Genomic DNA, 25,731 nt, shown 5'->3' with positions numbered 1-25,731 from the left:
GTTGGGAGTATCATGATTTAACTGCGACGATAATACCGCCGATGATCAGAGTGACACCGACAAAATATTGTGGGTTGAATCTCTCTTGAAAGAACAGATAACTTCCGATAGGTACTAAAACAAACGCCAATGCCATTAGAGGGTAGATTCGTCCAAGGTCGGATTTTTGCAATACCCATATCCAGCCTATTGTGGTGATTCCGTAAAGCGCAAATGCGGAACAAATGATAGTGGCGGTTGTGATATCAAAGAAACTGCCTGTTTTATGCAGTGATGATGCACTCATCTTAAATAAAATCTGACCGGCTGCGATGCCAAAAACGCAAATCATGGCGACTATGTAAGTCATATTCGTGATGTTCCTGAGTTTATTAACGTTGAAATTGCGTTTTTAAGTGAAATGGTCGCTTGGGCACCGATGAAATATCATGGCCGATAAAGGCTAGAACTAATTGCATGCCGAGAATGATAGGAAGTGCCGATAACATTACAGTGCCAGCTGCAGTAGGTACACCTGATGCAATGGAAGTGATCCAATGACTTATCCCGAAAAAAGTTCCTGTCAGCAACATAAAAAGCCCCAAAGGAAGCTCCAGCGAGGCGAGTGACATATTTCTAAGATAGTAGTTGTAAAAAATCCGTTTTGACAGGTTTCTTGTATGTTTGAGTAGGAATTCGCCGACGATTTTGGATATTTTCAGATTGCTTTCTTCATCACCGTATTTTGCGTCCATTGGTATATCGATGACGACAGCTCGCAAGGTATTAAGTCTGAAAAGCATGTCCGTTTCAAAAAAATAACGATTACTTATCTTGCTGAATGGCAAATGTTTTGCAACGTCTCGATGGATCGCTGTAAAGCCATTGGTAGGATCGAATAAGTCCCAATAGCCTGAAGATAGTTTGGTCATGAATGATAAAATCGCGTTGCCAAACAAGCGCATTTTTGGCATTGCATGTATCTCTTCAAGGTCAAAAAAACGATTGCCTTTAGTATAGTCAGCTTCGCCATTTATAATAGGAGCGACAAACTTTTTGATTAAGTTTGGGTCCATTTGACCGTCACCGTCAACTTTGACAATGATAGATATATCGTCTTGGATGGCGGAACTATAGCCATTCATGACTGCCCCACCTACACCTAGATTTATAGGGTTGTACAGCACAACTACACGCTCATCATTGCAATTCTCTTTAACATAAGCGCCGGAGTTTTGTGGGCAGCAATCATCCACGACGTAAATGCGATCAACTTCAGGCCCGATATTTGAGATGACACTCAATATATGGGCTTTTACTTTAAAGCACGGTATGACCACTGCAATTTTTTGTTGTGCTGCCACTTTTAAACTCCTGTGAATTTTTGATCGGCCCCGTACCTGACTGAATGGAAGTCTAAGGCGAAACCTCAGACTTCGTGTACCTGGTAAGACAGTACAGCCGATGTTCGCTCCAGCCGCTGTCGCTGAGCGGGTTAAACACAAATCACGCCGGATGCGTCAAACCGGGATTCCCAGCTGTTTTCTACTTTGAAGCTGTCGGTGAAGCCGATGGTCGTTGTGTAATCCAGCGCCTTGACTACCGCAGGGATCATTTCTTCTGCGTTGTCACACAGATAAACCCCTTCCTGCTCACCTCTGTAAGCCATTTCACCAAAACCTGTCGAGATGATGGGTAAACCCAGCGCCCGGTACTCGTAATATTTTATCGGGTCGACGGATGACGTCAGTTCATTCTTCAGGAACGGGATGACCGCGACGTCGAACGACAACATTGTCAGCAGTGCATCTTTATGGCTGCAGGGTGGAAACAGTTTTAGATTGCTGGGGAGTTTCACATTGCAAGGGTTGAATACGGGACCGACGATATGAACATTGTCGTTGGGGCATGATTGGGCCAAATGAATCATCCATTGCCAATCGAACCAGGCACCCACTGTTCCCAGATAACCGAAGGTTTTTGTTTGTTTGCTGTGAAACTGGGTCTTCGCGGGAGGCAAAAGCTCAACGTCGAGTCCATTAGGCACGAGCTTGACGTTTGGGTTATGGCTCTCCCATTTTTTTCGCAGTTTTGTCGAGGACGCGAGAACGACAGTGGTGTTGCTGCCGATCTGTCGTTCTCGCCGAGCCATCGCCGCTTTCGATATTCCCGAAAAAAACGTCGGGAAGTCATCCATGGCGTCGTACACCGATGGGTGACCTTTCAATAGCTTCAATACTTGCAGTGCAAGGGCTGTTGGTTTGCCGATGACCAATAGGATTTCTTGATCCTGGGCGAATGCCTCCACTGTCTTTAGAAGTTCGGACCAATAAAGTCGTCCATTTATCAGTCCGGACGCCGGTAAAGGTTCGATAGGTAATGCCCTTGGTTTCAATACGTTTAACCAGGGTTCCAGGTCATCGCTTTCAGTTTTGTCACTGACGCCAATTTTCTTGAAGTCATTCAAGCGTGGGAAACGGCTTGGATAAGGATCCAGCCACAACACTTCGCCCGCTGTTTTCTGGTGAAACCAGCGAACGAATTTTTGCGGCCGTTGGGCAAAGCTTGCCCACGGCACAGGTGACAAATAAACCAGACGCATTAAACGCAGTACTCTTTCAGCACCGCCACGATGCGTTCTGCGCCCTTGCCATCACCATAAGGAGAAACGCCTCGGGCCATTGCTTTATAAGCAGCCGGGTTATCGAGCAGGGTTTGGGCTTCTTTCAGGATCGGGTCGTGATTAGGACCTACCAGCTTGACGACGCCCATGTCCACGGCTTCAGGTCGTTCCGTTTCATCACGTAGCACCAGAACCGGAATGCCCAAGGCCGGGGCTTCTTCCTGAACGCCACCAGAGTCACTGATGATTAGATAGGCCTTCTTCATAGCTGCAATGAATGGTGCGTAATCGAGTGGCTCGCACAGAATAATGTTCGGGGTGTTGCCCAAAACGTTATATGCAACGTCCTTGACGTTCGGGTTAGGGTGCACCGGATAAAGGATCTGCACGTCGCTGTTGCTCTCTGCCAGCGTCTTGAGCGCCCGGCAAATCTCCAGGAATGGTGCACCGAAGTTTTCTCTACGGTGAGAGGTCACCAGAATCAGGCGTTTGCTGTCGTCCAGTTCAATACCCAGTGTCAAGTCCTTGGCGGCGGTCATCAGCAATGCATCGATTACGGTGTTGCCGGTTACGGTAATGTCCTGATCCGGGATGCCTTCGCGTAGCAAGTTGGCTTTCGAGCTTTCGGTCGGAGCGAAATGCCAACGGGTCAGTCGACCGGCCAATACGCGATTTGCCTCCTCCGGGAAGGGGTTCTGCATATCCCACGTGCGCAGGCCGGCTTCCACATGTCCAAACGGTATACGGCGGTAGAAGCAGGCGAGGGCCATCGCGAAAACTGTTGTTGTGTCACCTTGAGCCAGAACGACGTCGGGCTTCTCCTCAAGCAATACCTTATCCAGTTCGAGCAAAAGCCGGGCGGTCAACTCGGTCAGCGTCTGGTTAGGCTTCATGATGTTCAGGTCGATATCGGGCACGATACCGAAGAATGTCATTACCTGATCCAGCATGTGTCGATGTTGTGCGGTCGCCAGAACCCGAACCTCTGCCCAGGGTTGTTGCTTCAAGGCCAGAATGACCGGAGCCATTTTGATCGCTTCTGGCCGTGTGCCGACAGTGCACATGATTTTCATATTCAGAATTTCCTCTGCAAAAATTTAGCGTGGTGACAAGGCCTACGTGCGGCGCAGGAACCAACGGGTCAGCACGAAAAGTAAGGGGGATGGTCACAATGATGACGATACCGCTCAGATCAGCCAGTCCGCCCCAAGAGACGAAAGCTCACTCATTTCTCAACATTCTTGTAGGTATGCGGCGTCCAGGTGCCCCATTTTGCTTCGTACGTGGCTTTGTTTTGCTCGAAGAGGGCCTGGCGGTCAGCGCTTCTGAGTTTATTGAACGACGCCGATAAGTGGTGGTGAATGAACACGTCTTCAGCACAGGCAATGCTCAGACCGAGCTGCTCGACCCTTCTGCAGTAATCGTCGTCTTCGAAAAAGCCTCTGCCAAAAGCTTCATCCAGTGGGCCGACAGTTTCATAGATCTCGCGGGAAAACATCACACAGAAAAATGCTGCGGTATGAATGTTTTGCACTTTGCCGATATGGCTGTGGGTGTATTTGGCTGACTCCAACAGCATCTCTTCCATGTTCTGATAGCTGATCTGGATCTTGGCTTCGTTACCGATGTTGTTGGTGACCGGGCCGATAATACCGATGCTCTTGTTCCGCTGAAGATGACGGTACAGCGTTCGAATCCAGCCAGGAGTGACGTAGGTATCGTTATTGAGCAGCACCAGATACTCGCCAGTTGCTATGGCGAGGCCCAAATTGTTGCCGGCAGCAAATCCAGTGTTGACATCGCTCAGAATGATTTCGCGGTTCGGGGCCTGGGTGACCCATTCTCTCAACAGATCCGGCGTGCCATCGGCAGACGCATTGTCGACGACGATGATTTCCAGATTTTCATGGTTGGAGTGCTCGTCCAGGCTGGCGAGGCAAGCCTTGGTGAGTTCAATGTTGTTGTACGTTACTACGATGACACTGACGCGAGGCACTGTGCGGTCCAGTTCGATCCGCTGGATCATTTGTTCGGCGCGATGACCCCAGGTCTGGTTTTTGGCGAATGCTTGACGAGCTGGCACACGGTCCTGCGAGTCGACAGCATTGAGTTCTTCATTAATTGCGCTGATGAAATCTTCAGTAGTAGCAGCGGCGTGCACCAAGTTCTCGAACTGCTTGATTTCAGGCAAGTCGACAGAAACCACAGGCTTGCCGGCGCTCAGATACTCGTAGACCTTGACAGGGTTGGTGGCCAAGGTGAGTGGGATGACCTGGAAAGGCAGCAGGCAAACGTCAAACGCGTGCAGGTACTTTGGCAGTTCGCTATAAGGCATTTCGCCGGTGAAGGTTACATTGCTTAGATGTGCCAGCCGCGTGCGGGCGCCCACGGTGTCGGCACCGATCATCAGAATGCAGTGCTCCGGGAAGGCCTTGGCGACGTTTTCCAAAAGTGTCAGATCGAACCATTCAGCGATAGCGCCGTAATAGCCAATTATCTTGCGATTTAGAGGATCCACATACACATTGGCCGGTTTGAGGGCGAAGTGGTCGAACTCACCTGCGTTCCTGATCAGAACCCGGCTGTCAGTGTGTTGTGCGACGATTTCATCCAGCCAGGTAGACGTAGTAATGGTGATATCGGCGTTACGCATCAGCGCTCGTTCGATCGACAGGACTTCTTCGGAAACGTTGCCGAAACCTTCGTGATGGTCCATGCAGTCGTAAACCAATTCGCTGTCTGGAAGCATGGATGAGGTTTCATACCAGAATGGATGCTGGATGAGTGACACTACTTGTTTGGTGTTTGCCCAGTCCAGCACTTGGCCAATCGAGCCTTTGAGTTGCTCGGCGATATCCACGCCCGGTGCGGTGGTGTAGATCACCGGCGCGCCTTTGACATAGAGGTTGATCTGGAACAGGCGACCGTGCGCATCGAGTTGTTCGACGTTGAAGCCGCAGCGCGGGTCGTCTACCAGGTTGACCGAAATGTAGAACACCCGACGACCGGCACCCGCCAGCGCCTGAGCCAGTTGCTGTGGTCGCTGATGGCGGAAGTGCCAGTCAATGACACCCCAGAAAATATAGTCGGCAAGACCCTTCTGTTGCGGTGCGGGTCGCAGTTCAGGCAGATCGAACAGGCTGCCATTGAGCAGTTGTCCTTTTACCGCGGAGAAAGGCGCCTCAATGGCTGCCGAATAGGATCGGCGCAGCGCTTTTCTCATCGCGTCCGGCAACGGCAGTTTGTGATAAAGGGCTCGGGCCTTGTTTTTCAGCGCGCGTTTGTCGCTTTCTTTAATGCCATGGCGAGCGACACGTACCGCCAGTCTCAGTGGTTTGGTGATTTTCCATGAGTGACTATTGATAACGGTGTTGTACTGCGTTTCTACCAACTGCAGTTGTTTCGTTGTGATCAGGTTGGTTTCTTCACTCGCAATCAGGGCTACCTCTTTGCGGGTAAGTTCCGCCTGGTTGATCTCAAGCGCCTTTCTGGCTTCTTCCAGTTCATTTAATTGTGTTTCGACTTGCATTTGCATGGCTGCGAGCCGGGTAGCCAGTTCTTCCGAATGCGCGCTCTCGATGTGAATGTTTTTCAGAGAGAGTTTTGCGCTCTGCTGATTATCCAGATTCGAGTAGATGAGCAGGATTTGCTCGCCGCGCCAGTAATTGGGCTCGTCTTTTGAAGTGTCGACGATGCTGCTATGGGTCAGTGACCAACTACCGAAATGAGCGGGCACGTTCTCGAAATCGAACGAATAAAAATGCTCGTCGATCAGTTCCTTTTCCCTGAATGGAAGCAGCAGAACGATGAATTGCTTTGCTTTCGAGGAAATCTTGCTCAGCACTTCCCAAGGCGAATTGAAATGTTCAAGCGTGTTGGACGAGAACAATACGTCCCAGGCTTCGCTGGAGCTTTCACTCAGAAAGTTATCGCAAAGGAACTTGCATTGTGGATAGGCGGCTGTTGCCTTTTCGATGGCCTCGGATGAAAAATCCACACCGACAAGACCTGGCAGATTCAGGCGTTTTGCCAGATTTTGAGTACCATCGCCTTGGGCGCAACCCCAGTCGCACATTGTCAGATTCTGAGTGCTGATCAAGGTGATGAGCCACGATGGAATATTGTTGGCCGCTACGTCACTGAAGAAAATACTCTGTTCTCTGCCAAAATTTTCTTCCCAATCGTTGGAGAAGCGATAATCCCAGTAGGTTTTGGAGTTGACTTCACCAGATTCAATTGCGTTGTCAGTAGGTTTTTTCATGGTGTAAGTGCTCCTTTACTCACTGTATTATTTTCAATGGCAATCGAGATTCTGGGCATGAACTGCCCTGATGAATTACTGATGAAGGATGAAGAAAAATACTGTGCACCTTCCAGATACTCGTAGTAATGAATTGCCGCTGAAGTTCTATTCTCGATAGCTGCCACTAACAGATAGTCCCCCGAGCACAAATAGTTATCGACCTCGAATAGCACTTCTTGGCCGGCTCCACTATCTTGTGTAAAAGTCAGTCTTTCATTCCAGGTACTGCCAACGATTAGGTCGCTGCCCGAGAGGTTCTTGAGGGAAAACGATACCGATAGCCCTTCAGTGGACTTCAGTTGATGGGTGTGAAATCTGATTTTCACAATCATCTTCTCGTGGTCAGTAAACAAATTCTTTCGCATGCCTGCGGCGTCATAAATCCCGGCAGTATCGATGATGCCAATATGCGAGCCCCAATGGTTGATGGGCTGCTGCACCTCTCTAGGCTGAGGTACTGTCTCTGTCGAGATTGCTTCGAGGCTTTTTTCGGGCGTGCGATTGAACAGGTGCTCGGTGTATTGGGCTGTCACGGGGAACACGTCACCCAGTGCGCGGACGCACCCCTTGTCCAGCCACAATGCGCGATCACATAGTGTGCGAACAGCCGCCACATCGTGGGACACAAAAAGGATGCTGACCCCGGAATCTTTCATTTGCTTGATGCGGTCCAGGCATTTGGCCTGAAACCGTGCATCGCCGACGGACAGAGCTTCGTCGACCACCAGGATACTGGGCTTTGTATGCACAGCTACGGAAAATGCCAGCCGAACATACATACCCGATGAATAGGTTTTAACCGGCTGATTGATAAACTCGCCAATTTCCGCGAACTCTTCTATTGCAGCATAAGATGCATCAATTTCTTCGAGGGTGAGACCCAGAATCGCGGCATTCAGGTAGACGTTTTCTTTACCTGTGAATTCCGGGTTAAAACCGGCGCCGAGTTCCAGTAGCGCTGCGACGCGGCCGCGTACGCTGATTTCGCCTGAACTTGGGTTCAAGGTGCCGCAGAGCATTTGCAGGAGCGTGGACTTACCGGAGCCATTGCTTCCGATAATACCGACAGTTTCGCCCGCTTTTACTTCGAACGAGGCACTTTTCAGGGCCCAGAACTCGTGAAAGTATTTGCGTTTTCCTCTGAACAGCATTTGCAGAAGTCGTTTGTGCGGCTTGTCATAGACTTCATAGCACTTGCTGAGGTTTTCAACTTTGATCGCAGGCTCAGAGTACATCAGCGAACCCCTTGCGTGTTTTTTGAAACCAGGCAAAGCCACACCAGGCAACCACGCTGCCAATGAAGAACATAACGATCCAGGTCTTGAGGTCTGGCAGCTCGCCGAATATCAGCACATTGCGACTTTGTTCGATGATGTAAGCCAATGGATTGATCCGAATCCAGAATTGATATTTTTCAGGCAGGGCGGTTATCGGAAAAAAGACTGCAGACATGAACAGCATGACGGTGGAAAACATTACCGTTATCTGGCTGATGTCTCGCAGGTAAACGCCCAGGGAGGCGAACAGCCAACTCATTCCCATAATGCCCAGAAAAAGCGGTAATACGACGATTGGCAGCAGCAGTGCAGTAACCGGAACACTGTGATTAATGATCAGTTGGGCGAGCAACAGCACGATCAGGCTGATGACGGCATGGAACAGTGCCGAAGTAAAGGCTACCCACGGCAATACCTCAAGGGGGAATACTACCTTCTTGACGTAGCTGACATTGGACGTTATCAGTCCGGGGGATTTGTTAATGCATTCGGCAAACAGGCCATGAATGAAAAGCCCGACAAAAAGAATAATTGCAAAGTCGGTTTTACTTTCTGTCTCTGATACGCCCCAGCGGGCTTTGAACACTACCGAAAAAACAAAGGTGTAAATGATCAACATCAATATAGGGTTGAAGAAAGACCACGACAAACCCAAAGTAGAGCCGCGGTATCGGCCAAGCACTTCGCGCTTACTTAACTGCATTATCAGGCGTTTGTTGCGCCAGAAGCTGCTTATCATTTCTATAGGATGTGCTGAGTAATTTTGCATCAGTAGTTTGACTCGACTTCTTGTGCTGGTGGCCCATAAACGTTGAATCTGGACGGCGAGGGAATGTCAATTACTTGTCGGGCAAGGTTGGACACTGCCTCCAAAGTGTTGCCCACTATGCCCATCCATGCGTTTTTTTCGCCTTGATAGGGACGAGAATGCTGCTCAACGGGTCGGCCAAGCCTGTGAGCTCAACGTCTCAACCGCGTCGCGCATGGTATCGTATTGGCCCATGCTTTTTCACCCTGTAATCGCCGTTTTCAATGCCCGGTCCTCTGTTTATTGGCGCTCCGGCTTCTGGCTGTCGTCTTTGCAGCATTTGCCAAGGGTTTCGGCGAGTGTGCGGGTGCCGAAGAGAGACTGCCTCGACCTCGCGATATCCGACTATATTCTTTAACCGGTAGGCATTGACTGCCAGGGGCATGGATCGCAGGTTTTGTCTGGACAAGTGCTTGCGTAACGATTTCGGCAGAGCCTGGTCAAGCTAATGCAGGCGAGCATCAATGGGGCAGCAAAATGGCAACCATTCTTGAAAACTCTTCATTGTTTCAAACCGTGACAGTCGAATTTTGCGTAGCTGCGAATTTTCAATTACGTACAATAGCGCATCGGATTTTGCGAGGGGGCGTCGTCGGAAACGACTGAATATTTATGGATAATTTTAGAGTTTTTTTGCTGAGCCTGCCTCGTCGGCAAAAAAGGCTGCTTCAAGTGGCCACTGACTGCATTCTGGTGTGGATTGCGCTCTGGCTGGCCTTCATAGTTCGTCTTGGCATTGATGATATGTACAACCCGCTACGGGTTCATTTCTGGCTTTTTGTTTGTGCGCCGCTGGTTGCCATCCCGCTATTCATCCGCTTCGGCATGTACCGCGCCGTCATGCGCTATTTCGGTAATGATGCCCTGATTGCAATTGTCAAAGCGGTTAGCCTGTCATCGCTGATCCTGGCACTCGTTGTCTACTGGTACAGCAACCACCAGACTGTCGTCCCACGCTCCATCATCTTCAACTACTGGTGGCTGAGCATGGTGATCATCGGCGGCCTGCGTCTGTGTATGCGTCAATACTTCATGGGCGACTGGTTCGCTGGTGCCCAGCATGTACCCTTCACAAGCCGCGACGACGGTCTCACCAAAGTCGCCATCTACGGCGCTGGTGTGGCAGGCAATCAGTTGGTTGCTGCTTTACGTATGGGACGGGTGATGCGCCCGGTGGCATTCATCGACGACGACTCCAGCATCGCCGATCGCTCTATCTCAGGTCTCAAGGTCTACAAACCCAAACACATTCAACAAATGATCGATGTCACGGGTGCACAGGAAATCCTCCTGGCCCTACCGTCATCCACCCGCGCACGACGTCGGGAAATCCTCAATCTGCTGGAAGGTTATCCCCTTCACATACGAAGCGTCCCTAACTTCACCGATCTGGCCAGCGGCCGCGTCAAGGTTGAAGACATTCAGGAAGTCGACATCGCTGACTTGCTGGGCCGCGATGCCGTGCCAGCCCAGGCTGATTTGCTCGAACGCTGTATCAAAGGCAAGACAGTGATGGTGACTGGCGCCGGCGGTTCGATCGGTTCGGAGCTGTGCCGACAAATCTTCTCCCTTGGCCCGACCACGCTTCTGCTGTTTGAGCACAGTGAGTTCAACCTTTACAGCATTCTGTCGGAGCTGGAGCAGCGCGGCTGCCGTGAGTCGGTGTCGGTCAAGTTGTTGCCCATACTCGGTTCCATCCGTCACCCGCACAAACTGCTCGATGTGATGAAGACTTGGCGCGTAGATACCGTCTATCACGCGGCTGCTTATAAACATGTGCCAATGGTCGAGCACAATATCGCTGAAGGCGTGCTCAACAATGTCATCGGCACATTGAACACCGCTCAGGCTGCCTTGCAGTCGGGCGTGGCCAACTTCGTGCTGATCTCCACCGATAAAGCCGTTCGTCCGACCAATATCATGGGCAGCACCAAGCGTCTGGCGGAGTTGACCCTTCAGGCCCTTAGTCGTGAAATCGCCCCGGTATTGTTTGGTGACAAGGCCAATGTCTCCCGGGTCAATAAAACCCGTTTCACCATGGTGCGTTTTGGCAATGTGTTGGGGTCGTCCGGTTCGGTGATTCCGTTGTTCCATAGCCAGATCAAGTCCGGTGGTCCGCTGACGGTCACGCACCCGAAAATCACCCGCTACTTCATGACCATCCCCGAGGCCGCGCAACTGGTGATTCAGGCCGGTTCCATGGGGCAGGGCGGCGATGTGTTCGTTCTGGATATGGGCGAACCGGTGAAGATTGTCGAGCTGGCGGAGAAGATGATTCACCTGTCCGGTTTGAGCATTCGCTCGGAGAAGAACCTGCACGGTGACATTTCCATTGAGTTCACTGGTCTGCGTCCGGGCGAGAAGCTCTATGAAGAGTTGCTGATTGGAGATAACGTCGCCGCGACGCCGCATCCAATGATCATGACCGCCAATGAAGATCACTTGCCCTGGGAGGTGCTCAAGGGCCGTTTGACCGAGCTGTTGTTGGCTGTCGAGCAGGATGATTACTCCCGCGTGCGCCAGCTCCTGCGCGAAACGGTCAGCGGTTACACCCCCGATGGGGAGATTGTCGACTGGATCCACCAGCAACGCCGTCTCGAGCCCTGATTGTTTCACATCCTGTAACGGACACATTTTTGACAGCTCCATTACATCGCCTAAGTTTAGGAAGCAGCTTCGGAAAAGCTGCTTTCTCAATCGATGTCATGGAGCTTCATTTATGCGTACTGGCTATTTCTACTCTTTGATTTTTGCCCTGCTCACCAGCGCCTCTATTGCGGCCGTCGCTGCGCCGACGGTTGCGCCAGGGGCTGCCAAGGCACCCTTGATGCTGGACGTTGCCGCCAAGGCTCAAACCACCAAGGTCGATCTCAATGGGGCCGATGCGCCGACTCTGCAGCGCGAGTTGTCCGGGATCGGTGAGGCGAAGGCCAAGGCGATTGTTGCGTATCGTGAGAGTAATGGGCCATTTTCGTCTGTCGACGAATTGTTGGAAGTGAAAGGGATCGGCAAAGCCATTCTGGACAAGAATCGCGAGAAGCTGGAAGTGAACTAAGCTTGTAACTCCACGCCACGAGGCCGGTCATTGACCGGCCTTTTTGCTTATTGGCGCAGAGGGTGATTTGGCGCCTTTCATCGGAGGGCAAAAAATTACGGCTATCATATGGCGATTGAATTATGCCTATAATAAATTCGTTATTCGCTGAAGCGCTTTGACATTCAGGCGCTTCACTTTCCTCAATCGTCCTCTAGGGAGCATTGTCATGAATTCTGTCCAGAACCAAGGTACGGCCCTCGTCACCGGTGCTTCTTCCGGCATTGGTGCGGTTTACGCGGAGCGGTTGGCGGCGCGTGGTTTTGATTTGTTGCTGGTGGCCCGTGATCTGGAACGGCTGGAGGCCGCCGCGAGCAGGTTGCGCGCCGCGCATGGTGTTCAGGTGGAGGTGCTGAAGGCGGATCTGACGCTAAAGGATGATGTGCTGAAGCTTGAGCAGCGTCTGCGCAGCGATTCGAGTATCAGCCTGTTGCTGAACAACGCCGGTGTCGCGGCGGACGGTTTGCTCGCCAATGCGGATTTGGATCAGCTGGAACGTTTGATTCAGCTGAACGTCATCTCGGTGACGCGGTTGGCCTCGGCGGCGGCGGCCGGTTTTTCCAAGGCCGGTCGCGGGACGATCATTAACATCGCATCCGTGGTGGCGCTGTTTCCAGAGCGGTTCAATGCGACGTACAGCGCAAGTAAAGCTTACGTGTTGAGCCTGACTCAGTCGTTGAACGCTGAACTGCAAGGCACAGGGGTTCAGGTCCAGGCGGTGTTGCCGGGCGTAACACGCACCGAGATTCTGGAGCGCTCCGGTATCGATGCGACCCAGATACCGGCGGACATGATCATGGAAGCGGGGGAGATGGTCGATGCGGCATTGTCGGGTCTGGATCAGGGTGAGTTGATCACCATTCCTTCCTTGCCGAATGCCTCTGAGTGGGAGGCCTTTATGGCGGCGCGTCATGCGATGGCGCCGAATCTGTCCAGAAGCACGGCCGCCACGCGTTACAAATGAGGCGCCATGAATCGGCTTGAGGTATTTGCGCTATGAGTAATCGTCGAGTGGTAGTCACGGGCATGGGCCTGGTGTCGCCGTTGGGTAGCGGCGTCGAAGAGGTTTGGGCGCGGCTGTTGGCCGGGCGTTCCGGGTTGCGGGCGTTGCCGGACGATGTGGTTGCCGATCTGCCGGCCAAGGTCGGTGGCGCGGTGCAGTCCCTGGCGGAAGATCCCGAGGCGGGTTTTGACCCGGATCGAGCGACGTCGCCCAAAGAACAGAAGAAGATGGATCGCTTCATTGTGTTTGCCATGGAAGCGGCGCGTCAGGCGCTGGAGCAGGCCGGTTGGCAACCGCAAGACGCCAATGCCCAGGAGCGCACTGCCACCATTATCGGCTCGGGCGTGGGTGGTTTCGGCGCGATTGCCGATGCGGTGCGCACCACCGACAGCCGTGGCCCGCGACGTTTGTCGCCGTTCACCATTCCTTCGTTTCTGGTCAACCTCGCGGCGGGCCATGTGTCGATCGAGCATGGTTTCAAGGGCCCTTTGGGGGCTCCGGTAACAGCGTGCGCGGCCGGGGTTCAGGCGATTGGTGACGCGGCGCGGCTGATTCGATGTGGCGAGGCGGACATTGCAGTGTGTGGCGGCGCGGAGGCGGCGATCGATCGTGTCAGCCTCGCCGGGTTCGCGGCGGCTCGGGCCTTGTCCAGCGGTTACAACGACACCCCTGAGCGCGCCTCGCGACCGTTCGACAGTGGTCGCGATGGCTTTGTGATGGGCGAGGGCTCGGGCCTTCTGGTGATCGAATCCCTGGAACATGCCCTGGCGCGCGGCGCTCAGCCATTGGCCGAGGTGGTCGGTTATGGCACCAGTGCTGATGCCTATCATCTGACTGCGGGGCCTGAAGATGGCAGCGGTGCACGTCGGGCGATGTCGCTGGCATTGGCCCAAGCGGGCATTTCGCCAGCGCAGGTGCAGCATCTCAACGCTCACGCCACTTCTACCCCGGTTGGGGATTTGGGGGAGTTGGCGGCCATCAAGTCGTTGTTCGGCTCGGACAACAACATAGCCGTGACAGCGACCAAGTCCGCGACCGGGCATTTGCTCGGCGCTGCTGGCGGGATCGAGGCGATCTTTACGCTGTTGGCGCTCCGCGATCAGGTGGTGCCCGCCACGCTTAACTTCGATAACCCGGATCCGGCTACCCAAGGCGTGGACATTGTTCACGGTCAGGCACGGCCAATGGCGATTGAATACGCGATGTCCAACGGCTTCGGATTTGGCGGCGTGAACGCCAGTGTGTTGTTCAAGTACTGGGAGGGCTAGTTCACGACAGGTGATGGCATGAATAGTGATTACTCATTCGCTGACGATTGTTGAACAATCACGAGGCGTTGAGTATGAGCAGCGGACTGTCCCTGGCCGACCACATCACATTGGAGTTACGCGCTGACATCATCGGCGGTCGTTTGCTGCCCGGTATGGCGCTGGTGGAAAACGATTTGGTGTCGGCCTACAACGCCTCGCGAAACACAATTCGCGAGGCGTTGCACCGTCTGGGGCAGGAAGGGCTGACTCGTTATATCCGCAACAAAGGCGTGATGGTACGCCGGCTGGGTGTGGACGATGTGCGCGATTTGTTCAAGGTCCGTCGCACCCTTGAACTGCAGGCCATCAGCGCCAGTCAGCCATTGCGTGAGTATCAGTCCGACCGGATGCTCGATGCCCTGGAGGCCACCGAGCTGGCCCGGGAGCGTGAGGACTGGCGCGCCGTCGGCACCCACAGCCTGGCGTTTCATCAACACATCGTCGGATTGCTGCGCAGTCCATTGTTCGATGAGTTCTTCACCAACGTCGTCGCGCAACTGCGCCTGGTGTTTTGCACCGCGCCTGATGAATCGCGTTTTCAGGCGCCCTGGCTGGCGCGTGACCGGCAGATTCATGACTTGTTGGTCGACGGCGATAAACGCGCGGCCGGGGACGCCATGAGTCTTTATCTCGACGACTCCGAACACTTCCTGTTGCAGATGCTTGCCCCTTCTTCCCATCACTGATCGAGGATTTGTGCCATGTACAAAGACTATCCGGCGGCCTATCAAGTCAGCAAAGGCTCGGCCTTGCAGGTGGACACGGCTTTTTACGAACGGATCCGTGACCAGAAGACCGGGCGCACGCTGATCGAACAGTTCGAAGTGCCGATCCGCACCGGCCGCGCCTGGAATGTGCCAGCCGGGCATGTGTTCAGGGTCACGACCCCGGTCGGCCCGCAAGTCGGAGATTTCAATGTCTGGAATGCTCACGATCCGCGCGAACGTCTGTGGGCCGCACGGACCCGGCAATTACAGGGCGCCCATGTCAGCACCCATGACCGGCTCTGGTCGAACCTGCCTTTCTTGCGACCGCTGGTGACGATCACCGACGACAGTCTGGCCGGGTATGGCATCGACGAACATGGCGGGCGTTTGCACGATTTGCTGGGAACACGCTGCGATCCGTATGTGAACAAAATGCTGACGGGCGAGGACTTCCATCATCATTGCCACTCGAATCTGACTCGCGCCGTGTTGCCCCATGGCCTGACCGAGTTTGACGTGCATGATGTGCTGAACATTTTCCAGTGCACCGGCCTGAACCACGACGATATGTACTTCATGAAAGCTTGTCCGGCGCAGCAGGGCGATTATCTGGAGTTCTTTGCCGAAATTGATTTGCTGTGCGCGCTGTCAACCTGTCCGGGTGGCGATCTGTCGCTGGCCATGTGGGGGCCGGATGCGCAGGATCCATTGAGCGTGTGTCGCCCGCTGGGGGTGGAGATTTATCGGTTGGAGGAGTCGTTGCTTGAAGGCTGGAGCCAGCCGGAACGTGCGGCGTACAAAGGGCTGCATGGTTTGCACATTGCCAAGGCGGAATGGGAGAAATAGAAGCGCTTTTGTGGCAAGGGGATTGCCCCAATGCCGGACCTGTAGGAGCCAGGCTTGCCGGCGAAGGCGTCCTTAAGAGCGCCTTCGCCGGCAAGCCTGGCTCCTACAGGTCCGGCATTTGAGCAAGCTCCCTCGCCACAATTCTCGGTCAGCGGTTCTGCGCATCCTTGGCATCCGCTTCCGCATTGCGTTCGGCGACGCGTTTGCGTTGCTCTTCAGTCAATTCGACCTTGTTGGCGGTGTCGCGTAACAACAGCAATCCGCCAACGATCGAGCCGATGGCAACGATCAGAATCAACCAGGCATACCAGGGCATAACGGCTCTCCTTAAAAGCAGGTCGATGGGCGAGGATTCGTCAATCGATCCTGCATACCATTTTTGAGCGAAAGCATTTCGCAGTGGTTCCATTTTAGGCCGTTATGTCCCGTTCATCTGCGCCACCTCTTCGAAACTTGCACATTTCCCTTCACATCATGCCGCGCCGATGAAAACGCCTTCGCCGGCAAGCCGGGCTCCTACGAATTCAGCGGCGTTCACGATGTCTGCGTAGGAGCTGGCTTGCCAGCGAAGACGGCCTCACGTCATGCAGCGCCGATGAAAACGCCTTCGCCGGCAAGCCGGGCTCCTACGCAAGCGATGTGTGAAGTCAAAGCCCGGTCAACATCGCATCCGCCGGCGCATCGGCACGCAGTTGCGCCGTCAGCATAAAATACACGAAGCCCACCGCCATGAAGCCGAGGAAGATCAACCCGATCAAAGTGTTGAACCAGGCCATCGCCACCAGGCAAATCACTGCCAACACCAGCGCAATGAACGGCACCAATGGATAGCAGGGCGCGCGGAAAGTGCGTTCCAGGTTCGGTTCGGTTTTGCGCAGTTTGAACAGGCTGAGCATGCTCATGATGTACATCACGATCGCGCCGAATACCGCCATGGTGATCATCGCCGCCGTCAATGTCATGCCACCGAGGTTGATCAAGCCGTCGCTGTAGATCGCCGCGATGCCGATTACGCCCCCGGCGATGATCGCTCGGTGCGGGGTCTGGAAGCGCGACAGTTTGGCCAGGGATGCCGGCAGGTAACCGGCCCGGGCGAGGGCGAAGAACTGCCGCGAGTAGCCGAGGATGATCCCGTGGAAACTCGCCACCAGGCCGAACAGGCCGATCCACACCAACATGTGCAACCAGCCGGAGCTTTCGCCGACCACGGCTTTCATCGCTTGTGGCAGCGGGTCGTTGATGTTCGACAGGGTACGCCAGTCGCCGACACCGCCGGCAAAGAACATCACGCCCATCGCCAGTAGCACCAGGGTCAGGATGCCGCTGATGTAAGCCTTGGGAATCGTGCGTTTCGGGTCCTTGGCTTCTTCGGCGGCCATGGCCGCGCCTTCGATAGCCAGGAAGAACCAGATGGCAAACGGAATGGCCGCGAACATCCCGGCAATCGCCGGAGCGCCGAATACATCGGAACCGGCCCAGCCATTAAGGGCGAAGTTACTGAAGCTGAACGCCGGGGCGACCACGCCCATGAACACCAGCAATTCGGCGACCGCCAGTACGCAGACCACCAGTTCGAAGGTCGCGGCCAGTTTCACGCCGAGGATGTTCAGGCCCATGAACACAATGTAGGCGCCGACCGCCGCGTGTTTCGGGTCGAGGGCGGGAAATTGCACATTCAGATAGGCACCGATCGCCAGGGCAATCGCCGGTGGGGCGAAGACGAATTCGATCAGGGTCGCCAGCCCGGCAATCAATCCACCTTTTTCGCCTAAGGCGCGGCGGCTGTAGGCAAAAGGACCGCCGGCATGGGGAATCGCCGTGGTCAGTTCGGTGAAACTGAAGATGAAGCAGGTGTACATGGTGGCGACCATAAAAGAGGTCACCAGAAAACCCAGGGTCCCGGCCACGCCCCAGCCGTAACTCCAGCCGAAGTACTCACCGGAAATCACCAGCCCGACCGCGATGCCCCACAGGTGTAGCGTGCCCAGCGTGGGTTTGAGTTGTGTGTTCATGCGTTGCTCCCCGAACGGTTTGGAATGCTCGGGGGAGGGCGTGTGCAGTGGGCATGCCATTTTGCAGGTGGGCGTCGTAAAGCGCTGAAAGCTGTCGTATCGGGGATGTTCGCGGCTGAATGGAGGCTTTTTGTGCGCTAGTTGAGGGCAGTGGTGCCTGTTCTGCCGTCTTCGCGAGCAAGCCCGCTCCCACTTTGGAACGCGTTTACCCACGCAACTCCGATCCCTGTGGGAGCGGGCTTGCTCGCGAAGAGGCCCGCCCTGCCACCGCAAAACTTCCCACTCTTTACGCACTCTTTATGCCCCGCCCCACCCCTCGATCTCGCGCCTTTACAGCCTCCCTGCAGACAATCACTGCACACGCGGCAATACGCCGTAACAGGGAGAACTTCCATGAGCGTTCTGGACGGGGTGTCATTGCTATTGGCAGTGGGGCTGTTCATTTATCTGTTGGTTGCGCTGTTGCGCGCGGACCGGAACTAGGAGCGGCTATGCACAGTTATGACTATTGGCTGATCCTCGCCTTCTTCGCCGTGGTGCTGATCCCGGCACCGTTTCTGGGGCGCTTCTACTACAAGGTGATGGAAGGGCAGCGCACCTGGCTTTCGCCGATTCTCGGGCCGGTGGAGCGTGGTTGCTATCGGGTGGCCGGCGTTGATCCGCAGGTCGAACAGAGCTGGCAGAAATACACCCTCGCCTTGCTCGCCTTTAACCTCGCGGGTTTTTTGCTGCTGTTTGCGATCCTGGTGTTTCAGGATCACTTGCCACTGAATCCACAAAACCTGCCGGGTCAGGAGTGGACGCAAGCCTTCAACACCGCCGTCAGCTTCATGACCAATACCAACTGGCAGTCCTACAGCGGCGAAGCGACCCTCAGCTACTTGAGCCAGATGGTGGGCCTCACCGTGCAGAACTTCGTCAGCGCCGCCACCGGCCTCGCCGTGTTGGTTGCGCTGTGTCGCGGCATCGGTCGCAAGTCCACCAAGACCCTGGGCAATTTCTGGGTCGACATGACCCGTGCGACCCTCTACGGCCTGTTGCCGTTGTGCCTGCTGCTGGCGCTGTTTCTGGTCTGGCAGGGCGTGCCACAAACCTTCGCTCATTACGTGAACGCGGTGACGATGCAGGGCGTCGATCAAGTAATCCCGCTCGGCCCGGCCGCCAGCCAGATCGCGATCAAACAACTGGGCACCAACGGCGGTGGCTTCTTCGGTGTCAACTCGGCGCATCCGTTCGAGAACCCGACAGCCTGGAGCAACCTGTTCGAAGTCTCCTCGATCATTCTGATTCCGGTGGCGCTGGTGTTCACCTTCGGCCATTACGTGAAAGACCTGCGTCAGAGCCGCGCGATCATCGCCTGCATGCTGGCGCTGTTTTTGATCGGCGGCGCGACCTCGCTGTGGGCTGAATACCAACCCAATCCGACCCTGGCCAATGTCGCCGTCGAACAGACCGCGCCGCTGGAAGGCAAGGAAGCGCGTTTCGGTACCACCGCCACGGTGCTGTGGTCGGTGACTACCACTGCGGCTTCGAACGGTTCGGTCAATGGCATGCACGACAGCCTCAACCCGCTGAGCGGGATGGTCGCGATGATCAACATGATGGTCGGCGAAGTGATCTTCGGCGGCGTCGGAGCCGGGCTCTACGGGATGTTGCTCAACGTGCTGATCGCGGTGTTCCTCGCCGGGCTGATGATAGGCCGCACTCCGGAATACCTCGGCAAGAAACTGCAAGCCCGGGAAGTTCAGCTGCTGGTGGTGACTTTGCTGGTGATGCCGGTGGGTGTGCTGGTGCTCGGCGCGATTGCCGCCAGCCTGCCAGGCCCGGTCGCGGCGGTGAGCAACCCCGGTGCTCACGGTTTCAGTCAGTTGCTTTATGCCTACACCTCGGCCAGTGCCAACAACGGTTCGGCGTTTGCGGGATTTGGGGCGAACACCGCGTTCCACAACTTGATGCTGGGGTTGGGCATGTTGATTGGGCGCTTCGGTTACATCCTTCCGGTTCTAGCCCTGGCTGGCAGTTTGGCGATGAAGAAAACCGCACCGATCGGCCAGAACAGCTTCCCGACTCACGGCCCGCTGTTCGTGACGCTATTGACCGTGACCATTTTGCTGGTGGGTGGCCTGACCTTTCTGCCGTCATTGGCGCTGGGTCCCATCGCTGAACACTTGAGCCTGGGCTTCTAAAGGGAATCCATAATGAATATGCCCGCAACGAAAGCCGCCGTCGTCAAGGCGCCGGAACAATCGAAAACCGCGATCTCGGCCCTCTGGCGTCCAGCGCTGGTGCAAGCGTTCGTCAAGCTAGACCCACGGCAATTGCAGCGCGCGCCGGTGATGCTGGTGGTCGAACTGACCGCGATTCTGACCACCGTGCTGTGCTTCATTCCCGACAACGCCGTGCCGACCTTCGTCGCCGCGCAAATCGCGTTGTGGCTGTGGTTCACCGTGTTGTTCGCCAACTTTGCCGAAGCGCTGGCCGAAGGTCGAGGCAAGGCCCGCGCAGATAGTCTCAAGGCCGGCAGCGAAGGCTTGAGTGCCCGGCGCAAAAACGCCAATGGCAGCTTTCAAGTGGTACCGGCCACCAGCCTGCGCAAGGACGATGTGGTGCGCGTCGAAGCGGGGGAGATGATTCCCGGTGACGGCGAGGTGATCGAAGGCATCGCGGCGGTCAACGAAGCGGCGATTACCGGTGAATCGGCGCCCGTGATTCGTGAGTCCGGCGGCGACCGCTCGGCCGTCACCGGCAACACTCGACTGGTGTCCGACTGGCTGCTGGTGCGCATCACCGCCAACCCCGGAGAGTCGACCCTGGACCGCATGATCGCGCTGGTCGAAGGCGCCAAACGCCAGAAAACCCCGAACGAAGTGGCGCTGGATATCCTGCTGATCGGCCTGACTCTGATCTTCCTGCTGGTGGTGGTGACCCTGCAACCGTTCGCCCACTTCGCCAATGGCAGCCTGCCGCTGGTGTTCCTGGTGGCGTTATTGGTCACGCTGATTCCGACCACTATCGGCGGTTTGCTGTCGGCGATCGGGATTGCCGGGATGGACCGTCTGGTGCGCCTGAATGTGATCGCCAAGTCCGGTCGCGCCGTGGAGGCGGCGGGGGACGTCCACGTCCTGCTGCTGGACAAGACCGGCACCATCACCTTCGGCAACCGTCGCTGCTCCGCGGTTTATGCCGCGCCTGGTGTCACCGCCAAGGAGCTGGCCGAAGGCGCGTTGTTCGCCTCATTGGCCGATGACACGGCTGAAGGCAAATCCATCGTCGAGTACCTGCGCGGTCTTCACCCGCAACCTGAGCCATCCACTGACGTATTGACCGCTGTGCCGTTCAGCGCTGAAACCCGCTTGTCTGGTGTTGACTATCAAGGCCGGGTCTATCGCAAAGGCGCGGTGGATTCGCTGCTGACCTTCGTCGGCCTGAAACGCGCCGATCTGGCCGCGCCTCTGTCCCGGGAAATCGACAAGATCGCTCAGAGTGGCGGCACGCCGTTGCTGGTCTGCGTTGACGGAAAATTGCTCGGTGTCATCCACCTCAAGGACGTGGTTAAACCCGGCATCCGCGAGCGTTTCGCCGAATTGCGCAAGCTGGGGATTCGCACGGTCATGGTCACCGGCGACAACCCGCTGACCGCTGCGGCGATTGCTGCCGAAGCCGGTGTGGATGACGTGTTGGCTGAAGCCACGCCGGAAAAGAAACTGGCGCGCATTCGTCACGAGCAGAATGACGGTCGCCTGGTCGCCATGTGCGGCGACGGCGCCAACGACGCCCCGGCCTTGGCTCAGGCGGATGTCGGCATGGCGATGAACGACGGAACACAAGCGGCGCGTGAGGCGGCGAACATGGTCGATCTCGACAGTGACCCGACCAAGCTGTTGGACGTGGTGCAGATCGGCAAGGAATTGCTGGTGACCCGTGGTGCGCTGACGACCTTTTCCATCGCCAACGACGTGGCCAAATACTTCGCAATCTTGCCGGCGCTATTCGCCTCGATCTACCCGCAACTGGGTGTGCTCAACGTCATGCACCTGAGCAGTCCGCAGAGCGCGATTCTGTCGGCGATTGTGTTCAACGCCCTGATCATTGTGGTGCTGATTCCGCTGGCGCTGCGCGGTGTGCGGGTGCAGGCGGTGAGCGCGGCGGCGTTGCTGCGGCGCAATCTGCTGATCTATGGGCTGGGCGGGATTCTGGTGCCGTTCGTGGGGATCAAGGCGATCGATATGCTGCTGACGGCGTTGCATCTGGTTTAGCGGTCCATGTGGGAGCGAGCTTGCTCGCGAAAGCGGTATACCTGGCGACATCAATGTTGACTGTACCGCCGTCTTCGCGAGCAAGCCCGCTCCTACAAAGACATCGCGTTCCCCTGATCTGCACCTGAATGAATGCGGTATCTCTGAATTCGAGGATTGTGAAATGTCCACACTGATACGTCCGGCCCTGAGCCTGTTGATATTGATGACCCTGATCACTGGCGTCGCTTATCCCTTGGTGGTCACCGGCATCGCCCAGGTCGCTTTCCCGGACCAGGCCAATGGCAGCCTGGTGCGTGACGCCGACGGCAAGGTGCGTGGCTCGTCGCTGATCGCCCAGGATTTCGTCGGCGATGCCTGGTTCCACCCACGGCCATCGGCCGGTGCCTTTGCCACCGTGTCAAGCAGCGCCAGCAACCTTTCGCCGAGTAATCCGGCGCTGGCCACTCGGGTGATCGACGAGGCCAATAAACTGTTGATACCCGGTCAGGGGCCGGTGCCGTTGGCCATGCTGACGACATCCGGCAGCGGCCTCGATCCGCACTTGCCACCGGCCGCGATTGTCTATCAACTGGCGCGTGTCGCGGCGGCGCGCAATCTGCCAGTGTCTACGCTTGAGCAATTAATGGACGCGCACATCGAGCAGCCGTTGGTGGGGCCGCCGGTGGTGAATGTGTTGGCATTGAACATCGCGTTGGAAAAACTGTAGTAAATGATCGTTCCCACGCTCTGCGTGGGAATGCATCAATGGACGCTCTGCGTCCGCTTCTGGATGGGACGCGGAGCGTCCCGGGCTGCATTCCCACGCAAAGCGTGGGAACGATCAATCTGAAAAAAGAGATTCCCAAGCATGAGCAACTCCGGCCGCGCCGACGCGCTGTTAGCAGACCTGCCCCGTGATGGCCGTGGCCGGCTCAAGGTTTTTCTCGGCGCCGCGCCCGGTGTCGGCAAGACCTACGCCATGCTGCAAGCCGCCCACACTCAATTGCGCCAAGGCGTGAAAGTCATGGCGGGAGTGGTCGAAACCCACGGTCGCGCCGAAACCGAAGCGCTGCTGGCTGGCTTGCCGCAGCAGCCATTGGTGCGCTCGGAATACCGCGGCGTGATGCTTGAAGAAATGGACCTCGACGGTCTGATCAAAGCCAGGCCGAAACTGGTGCTGGTGGACGAACTGGCCCACAGCAATGCCCCCGGCAGTCGCCACGCCAAACGCTGGCAAGACATCCAGGAATTGCTGGCCGCCGGCATCGACGTGTTTACCACGGTCAACGTCCAGCATCTGGAAAGTCTCAACGATCAGGTGCGCGGCATCACCGGCGTACAGGTGCGCGAAACCCTGCCGGACTGGGTGCTGCAAGAAGCCTACGAATTGCTGCTGATCGACCTGCCGCCACGCGAACTGTTGGAGCGTCTGCGCGACGGCAAAGTCTACGTGCCGGAGCAGGCGCGTGCGGCGATCGATGCGTTTTTTACCCAGACCAACCTCACCGCCCTGCGCGAACTGGCGATGCAAACCGCGGCCGCTCAGGTCGATAACGATCTGGCCCAGGGTTATCGCCAGTTGGGGCATACCGCGCCGGCGGTGCGCGGTCGTTTGCTGGTGGGTGTCGATGGCGATGCTCAGGCCGAGCGTCTGGTGCGTCACGCCAGTCGCGTTGCCCAGCGCCGGCATTTGCCGTGGAGTCTGGTGCATGTGGACAACGGCCGTGTGCGCGACGAGCAATCGCGCCTGCGCCTGCAAAGCGCTCAGCAACTGGCCGAACGTCTCGGGGGCGAAGTGGTGCTGCTGCGCGCCGGGGAGGTGGCGAAAACATTGATCCAGCACGCCGCCGAACGTCGCGCCAGCCTGGTGTTGGTGGGCCAGTCACGCCAGCGTTTGCGTCGACGGTTGTTCGGCGGCGGTCTGGCGGCCCGTTTGCTGCGCGATGCCCGCGGGCTGGAAATCAACGTGCTCGACAGTGACGAAGAACAGCATCAGCCGCGCCAACGCTCGGCGCAGTCGCTGGTCTGGTTCGACTATGCGTTGGCGTTGGTGGCGACGGTGCTTGCCACTGCTCTGGCCTGGGCGGTGTCGAGTATTTTGCCGCTGCCGAACATCTCGCTGGTGTTCCTCGCGGCGGTGTTGCTCGTGGCGGTGCGCAGTAGCCTCGGCCCGGCGCTGGCCTGCGCGGCGCTGTCATTTCTGACCTATGACTTTCTGTTCATTCCGCCGAATTTCTCTTTCAGTATTCAGCGTGAAGAAGACGTGCTGACCTTGCTGTTCTTCCTGCTGATGGCGGCCCTTACCGGCAACCTGGCGGCGCGACAACGGCGGCAATTGCAGGCGTTGCGCGACACCCAGGAAGAAACCAGCGAACTGCTCGACCTGTCGCGCAAACTCACCGCCGCCACCGACCGTCAGGCCGTGGTCAGCGCTGCGGCGCAGCACCTCAATGGCTGGACCGACCTGAAACTGTGCCTGCTCAACCGCGATGGCCAGAGCGGCTGGAAAGTCGAAACCGGCGGGCCGCTGGCGTTCTCCGAAGCCGAGCGCGCCGCCGCCGATTGGGCCTGGCAACATGATCAACCGGCCGGCGCGGGCACCGGTACCTTGCCGTTCGGGCGCTGGTGGTGGTGGCCGTTGTCGGTGGACGATGGGCCGCTGGCACTGCTCGGTGTGTGTGCCAAAGAAGGTCAGACCTTGAGCGGCCAGCGGCGGCGCTTGCTGACTGCGCTGAGCCAACCGCTGGCGCAGGCGTTGGCCCGGGCGCAATTGGCCGATGACCTTGAAGCCGCGCGCTTGCATGGCGAAACCGAGCAGTTGCGCAGTGCGCTGCTGGCTTCGGTGTCCCACGATTTGCGCACGCCGCTGACCTCCATGCGTGGCAGCATCGACAGCCTGCTGGCGCTTGGCGAGGCGATTCCGCTGGAGGACCGTCGCGAACTGCTCGAAGGCACCCGCGATGAAGCCGAACGGCTGGATCGTTACATTCAAAACCTGCTGGACATGACCCGTCTCGGCCACGGCGCCCTGAAGCTGGCGCGGGATTGGGTGTCGCCGGCAGACATTGTCGGCAGTTCTCTCAATCGTCTGCGTGCGGTGCTGGCGTCGTTGCAAGTCATTACCGAAGTGCCGGCCGAACTGCCGCTGCTCTATGTACATGCCGCGTTGATCGAGCAAGCACTGGTCAATGTACTGGAAAACGCTGCGCGTTTCTCACCGCCCCGCGGTCGTCTTGAATTGCGTGCCGGGGCCACTGACAGCGAGCTGTTTTTTTCCGTGAGCGATGAAGGGCCGGGGATTCCGGAGGAGGAGCGGGCGAAGATTTTCGACATGTTTTACACCGCCGCTCGCGGTGATCGCGGCGGGCAGGGTACCGGGCTGGGGCTGGCAATCTGTCAGGGAATGGTCGGTGCCCATGGCGGGCGGATCAGCGTCACCGATGGCATTGAAGGACGTGGTACTTGCATTACTCTGCATTTGCCATTGCAGACTCAGCCGGGATTGGACAGTGAAGCCTGATCTCGCCTGCG

Annotated in this window: 20 protein-coding genes; 11 read left to right on the top strand and 9 right to left on the bottom strand. The window is 56.5% G+C overall.

The window, feature by feature from the left end; translation table 11 throughout:
- Window positions 1-10: 10 nt before the first annotated feature.
- From MEB48_RS23665 to MEB48_RS23635, 7 genes are all read right to left on the bottom strand, one after another.
- Entirely contained in the window at window positions 11-349 is a 339-nt protein-coding gene (locus MEB48_RS23665) for a 4-amino-4-deoxy-L-arabinose-phospho-UDP flippase (RefSeq protein ID WP_237886271.1), read from the bottom strand.
- A 22-nt stretch (window positions 350-371) separates the two neighbouring features.
- Window positions 372-1,343, bottom strand: coding sequence for a glycosyltransferase family 2 protein (locus tag MEB48_RS23660; RefSeq protein WP_237886270.1), 972 nt, complete (start codon window positions 1,341-1,343; stop codon window positions 372-374).
- Window positions 1,344-1,474: 131 nt separating this feature from the next.
- Complete coding sequence (locus tag MEB48_RS23655; RefSeq protein ID WP_237886269.1) at window positions 1,475-2,581, bottom strand: glycosyl transferase; 1,107 nt, start codon at window positions 2,579-2,581, stop codon at window positions 1,475-1,477.
- Window positions 2,581-3,675, bottom strand: coding sequence for a non-hydrolyzing UDP-N-acetylglucosamine 2-epimerase (wecB, locus tag MEB48_RS23650; RefSeq protein ID WP_237886268.1), 1,095 nt, complete (start codon window positions 3,673-3,675; stop codon window positions 2,581-2,583). The genes MEB48_RS23655 and wecB overlap by 1 nt, the downstream gene beginning before the upstream one ends.
- 152 nt (window positions 3,676-3,827) lie before the next feature.
- Entirely contained in the window at window positions 3,828-6,863 is a 3,036-nt protein-coding gene (locus MEB48_RS23645) for a glycosyltransferase (protein ID WP_237886267.1), read from the bottom strand.
- Window positions 6,860-8,140, bottom strand: a complete 1,281-nt coding sequence (locus MEB48_RS23640; protein WP_237886266.1) for an ABC transporter ATP-binding protein — start codon at window positions 8,138-8,140, stop codon at window positions 6,860-6,862. Before MEB48_RS23640 ends, MEB48_RS23645 begins: the two co-directional genes overlap by 4 nt.
- Window positions 8,130-8,951 (bottom strand): ABC transporter permease, encoded by an 822-nt coding sequence (locus MEB48_RS23635; protein ID WP_237886265.1) that lies wholly within the window; start codon window positions 8,949-8,951, stop codon window positions 8,130-8,132. Before MEB48_RS23635 ends, MEB48_RS23640 begins: the two co-directional genes overlap by 11 nt.
- A 651-nt stretch (window positions 8,952-9,602) precedes the next feature.
- Between MEB48_RS23635 and MEB48_RS23630 the strand changes: the two genes are divergently transcribed.
- The 6 genes from MEB48_RS23630 (at window position 9,603) to MEB48_RS23605 (ending at window position 15,950) form a co-directional block, all read left to right on the top strand.
- Window positions 9,603-11,597 carry a polysaccharide biosynthesis protein gene (locus MEB48_RS23630; RefSeq protein ID WP_237886264.1) on the top strand — a complete coding sequence of 665 codons (1,995 nt, stop codon included), beginning with the start codon at window positions 9,603-9,605 and terminating at the stop codon, window positions 11,595-11,597.
- Between the two features lie 112 nt (window positions 11,598-11,709).
- A complete protein-coding gene (locus MEB48_RS23625; RefSeq protein ID WP_237886263.1) occupies window positions 11,710-12,045 on the top strand; it encodes a ComEA family DNA-binding protein in 336 nt (111 codons plus the stop codon).
- Window positions 12,046-12,253: 208 nt separating this feature from the next.
- Window positions 12,254-13,048, top strand: a complete 795-nt coding sequence (locus tag MEB48_RS23620; RefSeq protein WP_237886262.1) for an SDR family NAD(P)-dependent oxidoreductase — start codon at window positions 12,254-12,256, stop codon at window positions 13,046-13,048.
- Between the two features lie 32 nt (window positions 13,049-13,080).
- The gene (gene fabF / locus MEB48_RS23615) at window positions 13,081-14,355 is read left to right on the top strand and encodes a beta-ketoacyl-ACP synthase II (RefSeq protein WP_237886261.1); all 1,275 of its coding nucleotides are present in this window, start codon (window positions 13,081-13,083) and stop codon (window positions 14,353-14,355) included.
- A 74-nt stretch (window positions 14,356-14,429) separates the two neighbouring features.
- Complete coding sequence (locus tag MEB48_RS23610; protein ID WP_237886260.1) at window positions 14,430-15,083, top strand: GntR family transcriptional regulator; 654 nt, start codon at window positions 14,430-14,432, stop codon at window positions 15,081-15,083.
- Window positions 15,084-15,098: 15 nt separating this feature from the next.
- On the top strand, window positions 15,099-15,950 hold the full coding sequence (locus MEB48_RS23605; RefSeq protein WP_237886259.1) for an urea carboxylase-associated family protein: 852 nt from the start codon (window positions 15,099-15,101) through the stop codon (window positions 15,948-15,950).
- 148 nt (window positions 15,951-16,098) lie between these two features.
- On the opposite strand, the gene MEB48_RS23600 is transcribed toward MEB48_RS23605, so the two are convergent.
- Both MEB48_RS23600 and eat read right to left on the bottom strand, forming a co-directional pair.
- Window positions 16,099-16,266 (bottom strand): DUF2897 family protein, encoded by a 168-nt coding sequence (locus MEB48_RS23600; protein ID WP_237886258.1) that lies wholly within the window; start codon window positions 16,264-16,266, stop codon window positions 16,099-16,101.
- Window positions 16,267-16,597: 331 nt separating this feature from the next.
- Window positions 16,598-17,962, bottom strand: a complete 1,365-nt coding sequence (gene eat / locus MEB48_RS23595) for an ethanolamine permease (protein ID WP_237886257.1) — start codon at window positions 17,960-17,962, stop codon at window positions 16,598-16,600.
- Between the two features lie 393 nt (window positions 17,963-18,355).
- Between eat and kdpF the strand changes: the two genes are divergently transcribed.
- From kdpF to MEB48_RS23570, 5 genes are all read left to right on the top strand, one after another.
- Window positions 18,356-18,445 carry a K(+)-transporting ATPase subunit F gene (gene kdpF, locus MEB48_RS23590; protein ID WP_007899818.1) on the top strand — a complete coding sequence of 30 codons (90 nt, stop codon included), beginning with the start codon at window positions 18,356-18,358 and terminating at the stop codon, window positions 18,443-18,445.
- 8 nt (window positions 18,446-18,453) lie between these two features.
- Window positions 18,454-20,148 (top strand): potassium-transporting ATPase subunit KdpA, encoded by a 1,695-nt coding sequence (kdpA, locus tag MEB48_RS23585; protein ID WP_237886256.1) that lies wholly within the window; start codon window positions 18,454-18,456, stop codon window positions 20,146-20,148.
- Window positions 20,149-20,160: 12 nt separating this feature from the next.
- Entirely contained in the window at window positions 20,161-22,218 is a 2,058-nt protein-coding gene (kdpB, locus tag MEB48_RS23580; protein ID WP_237886255.1) for a potassium-transporting ATPase subunit KdpB, read from the top strand.
- A 163-nt stretch (window positions 22,219-22,381) separates the two neighbouring features.
- Window positions 22,382-22,927 carry a potassium-transporting ATPase subunit KdpC gene (gene kdpC, locus MEB48_RS23575; protein WP_237886254.1) on the top strand — a complete coding sequence of 182 codons (546 nt, stop codon included), beginning with the start codon at window positions 22,382-22,384 and terminating at the stop codon, window positions 22,925-22,927.
- A gap of 141 nt (window positions 22,928-23,068) precedes the next feature.
- Window positions 23,069-25,720: a sensor histidine kinase gene (locus tag MEB48_RS23570; RefSeq protein WP_237886253.1), complete on the top strand. Its 2,652-nt coding sequence runs from the start codon at window positions 23,069-23,071 to the stop codon at window positions 25,718-25,720.
- Window positions 25,721-25,731: the final 11 nt, after the last annotated feature.

It is taken from the genome of Pseudomonas sp. PGPR40 (assembly GCF_022014505.1).
Lineage (GTDB): Bacteria > Pseudomonadota > Gammaproteobacteria > Pseudomonadales > Pseudomonadaceae > Aquipseudomonas.
This window is presented reverse-complemented; position numbering and strand designations above follow the sequence as displayed.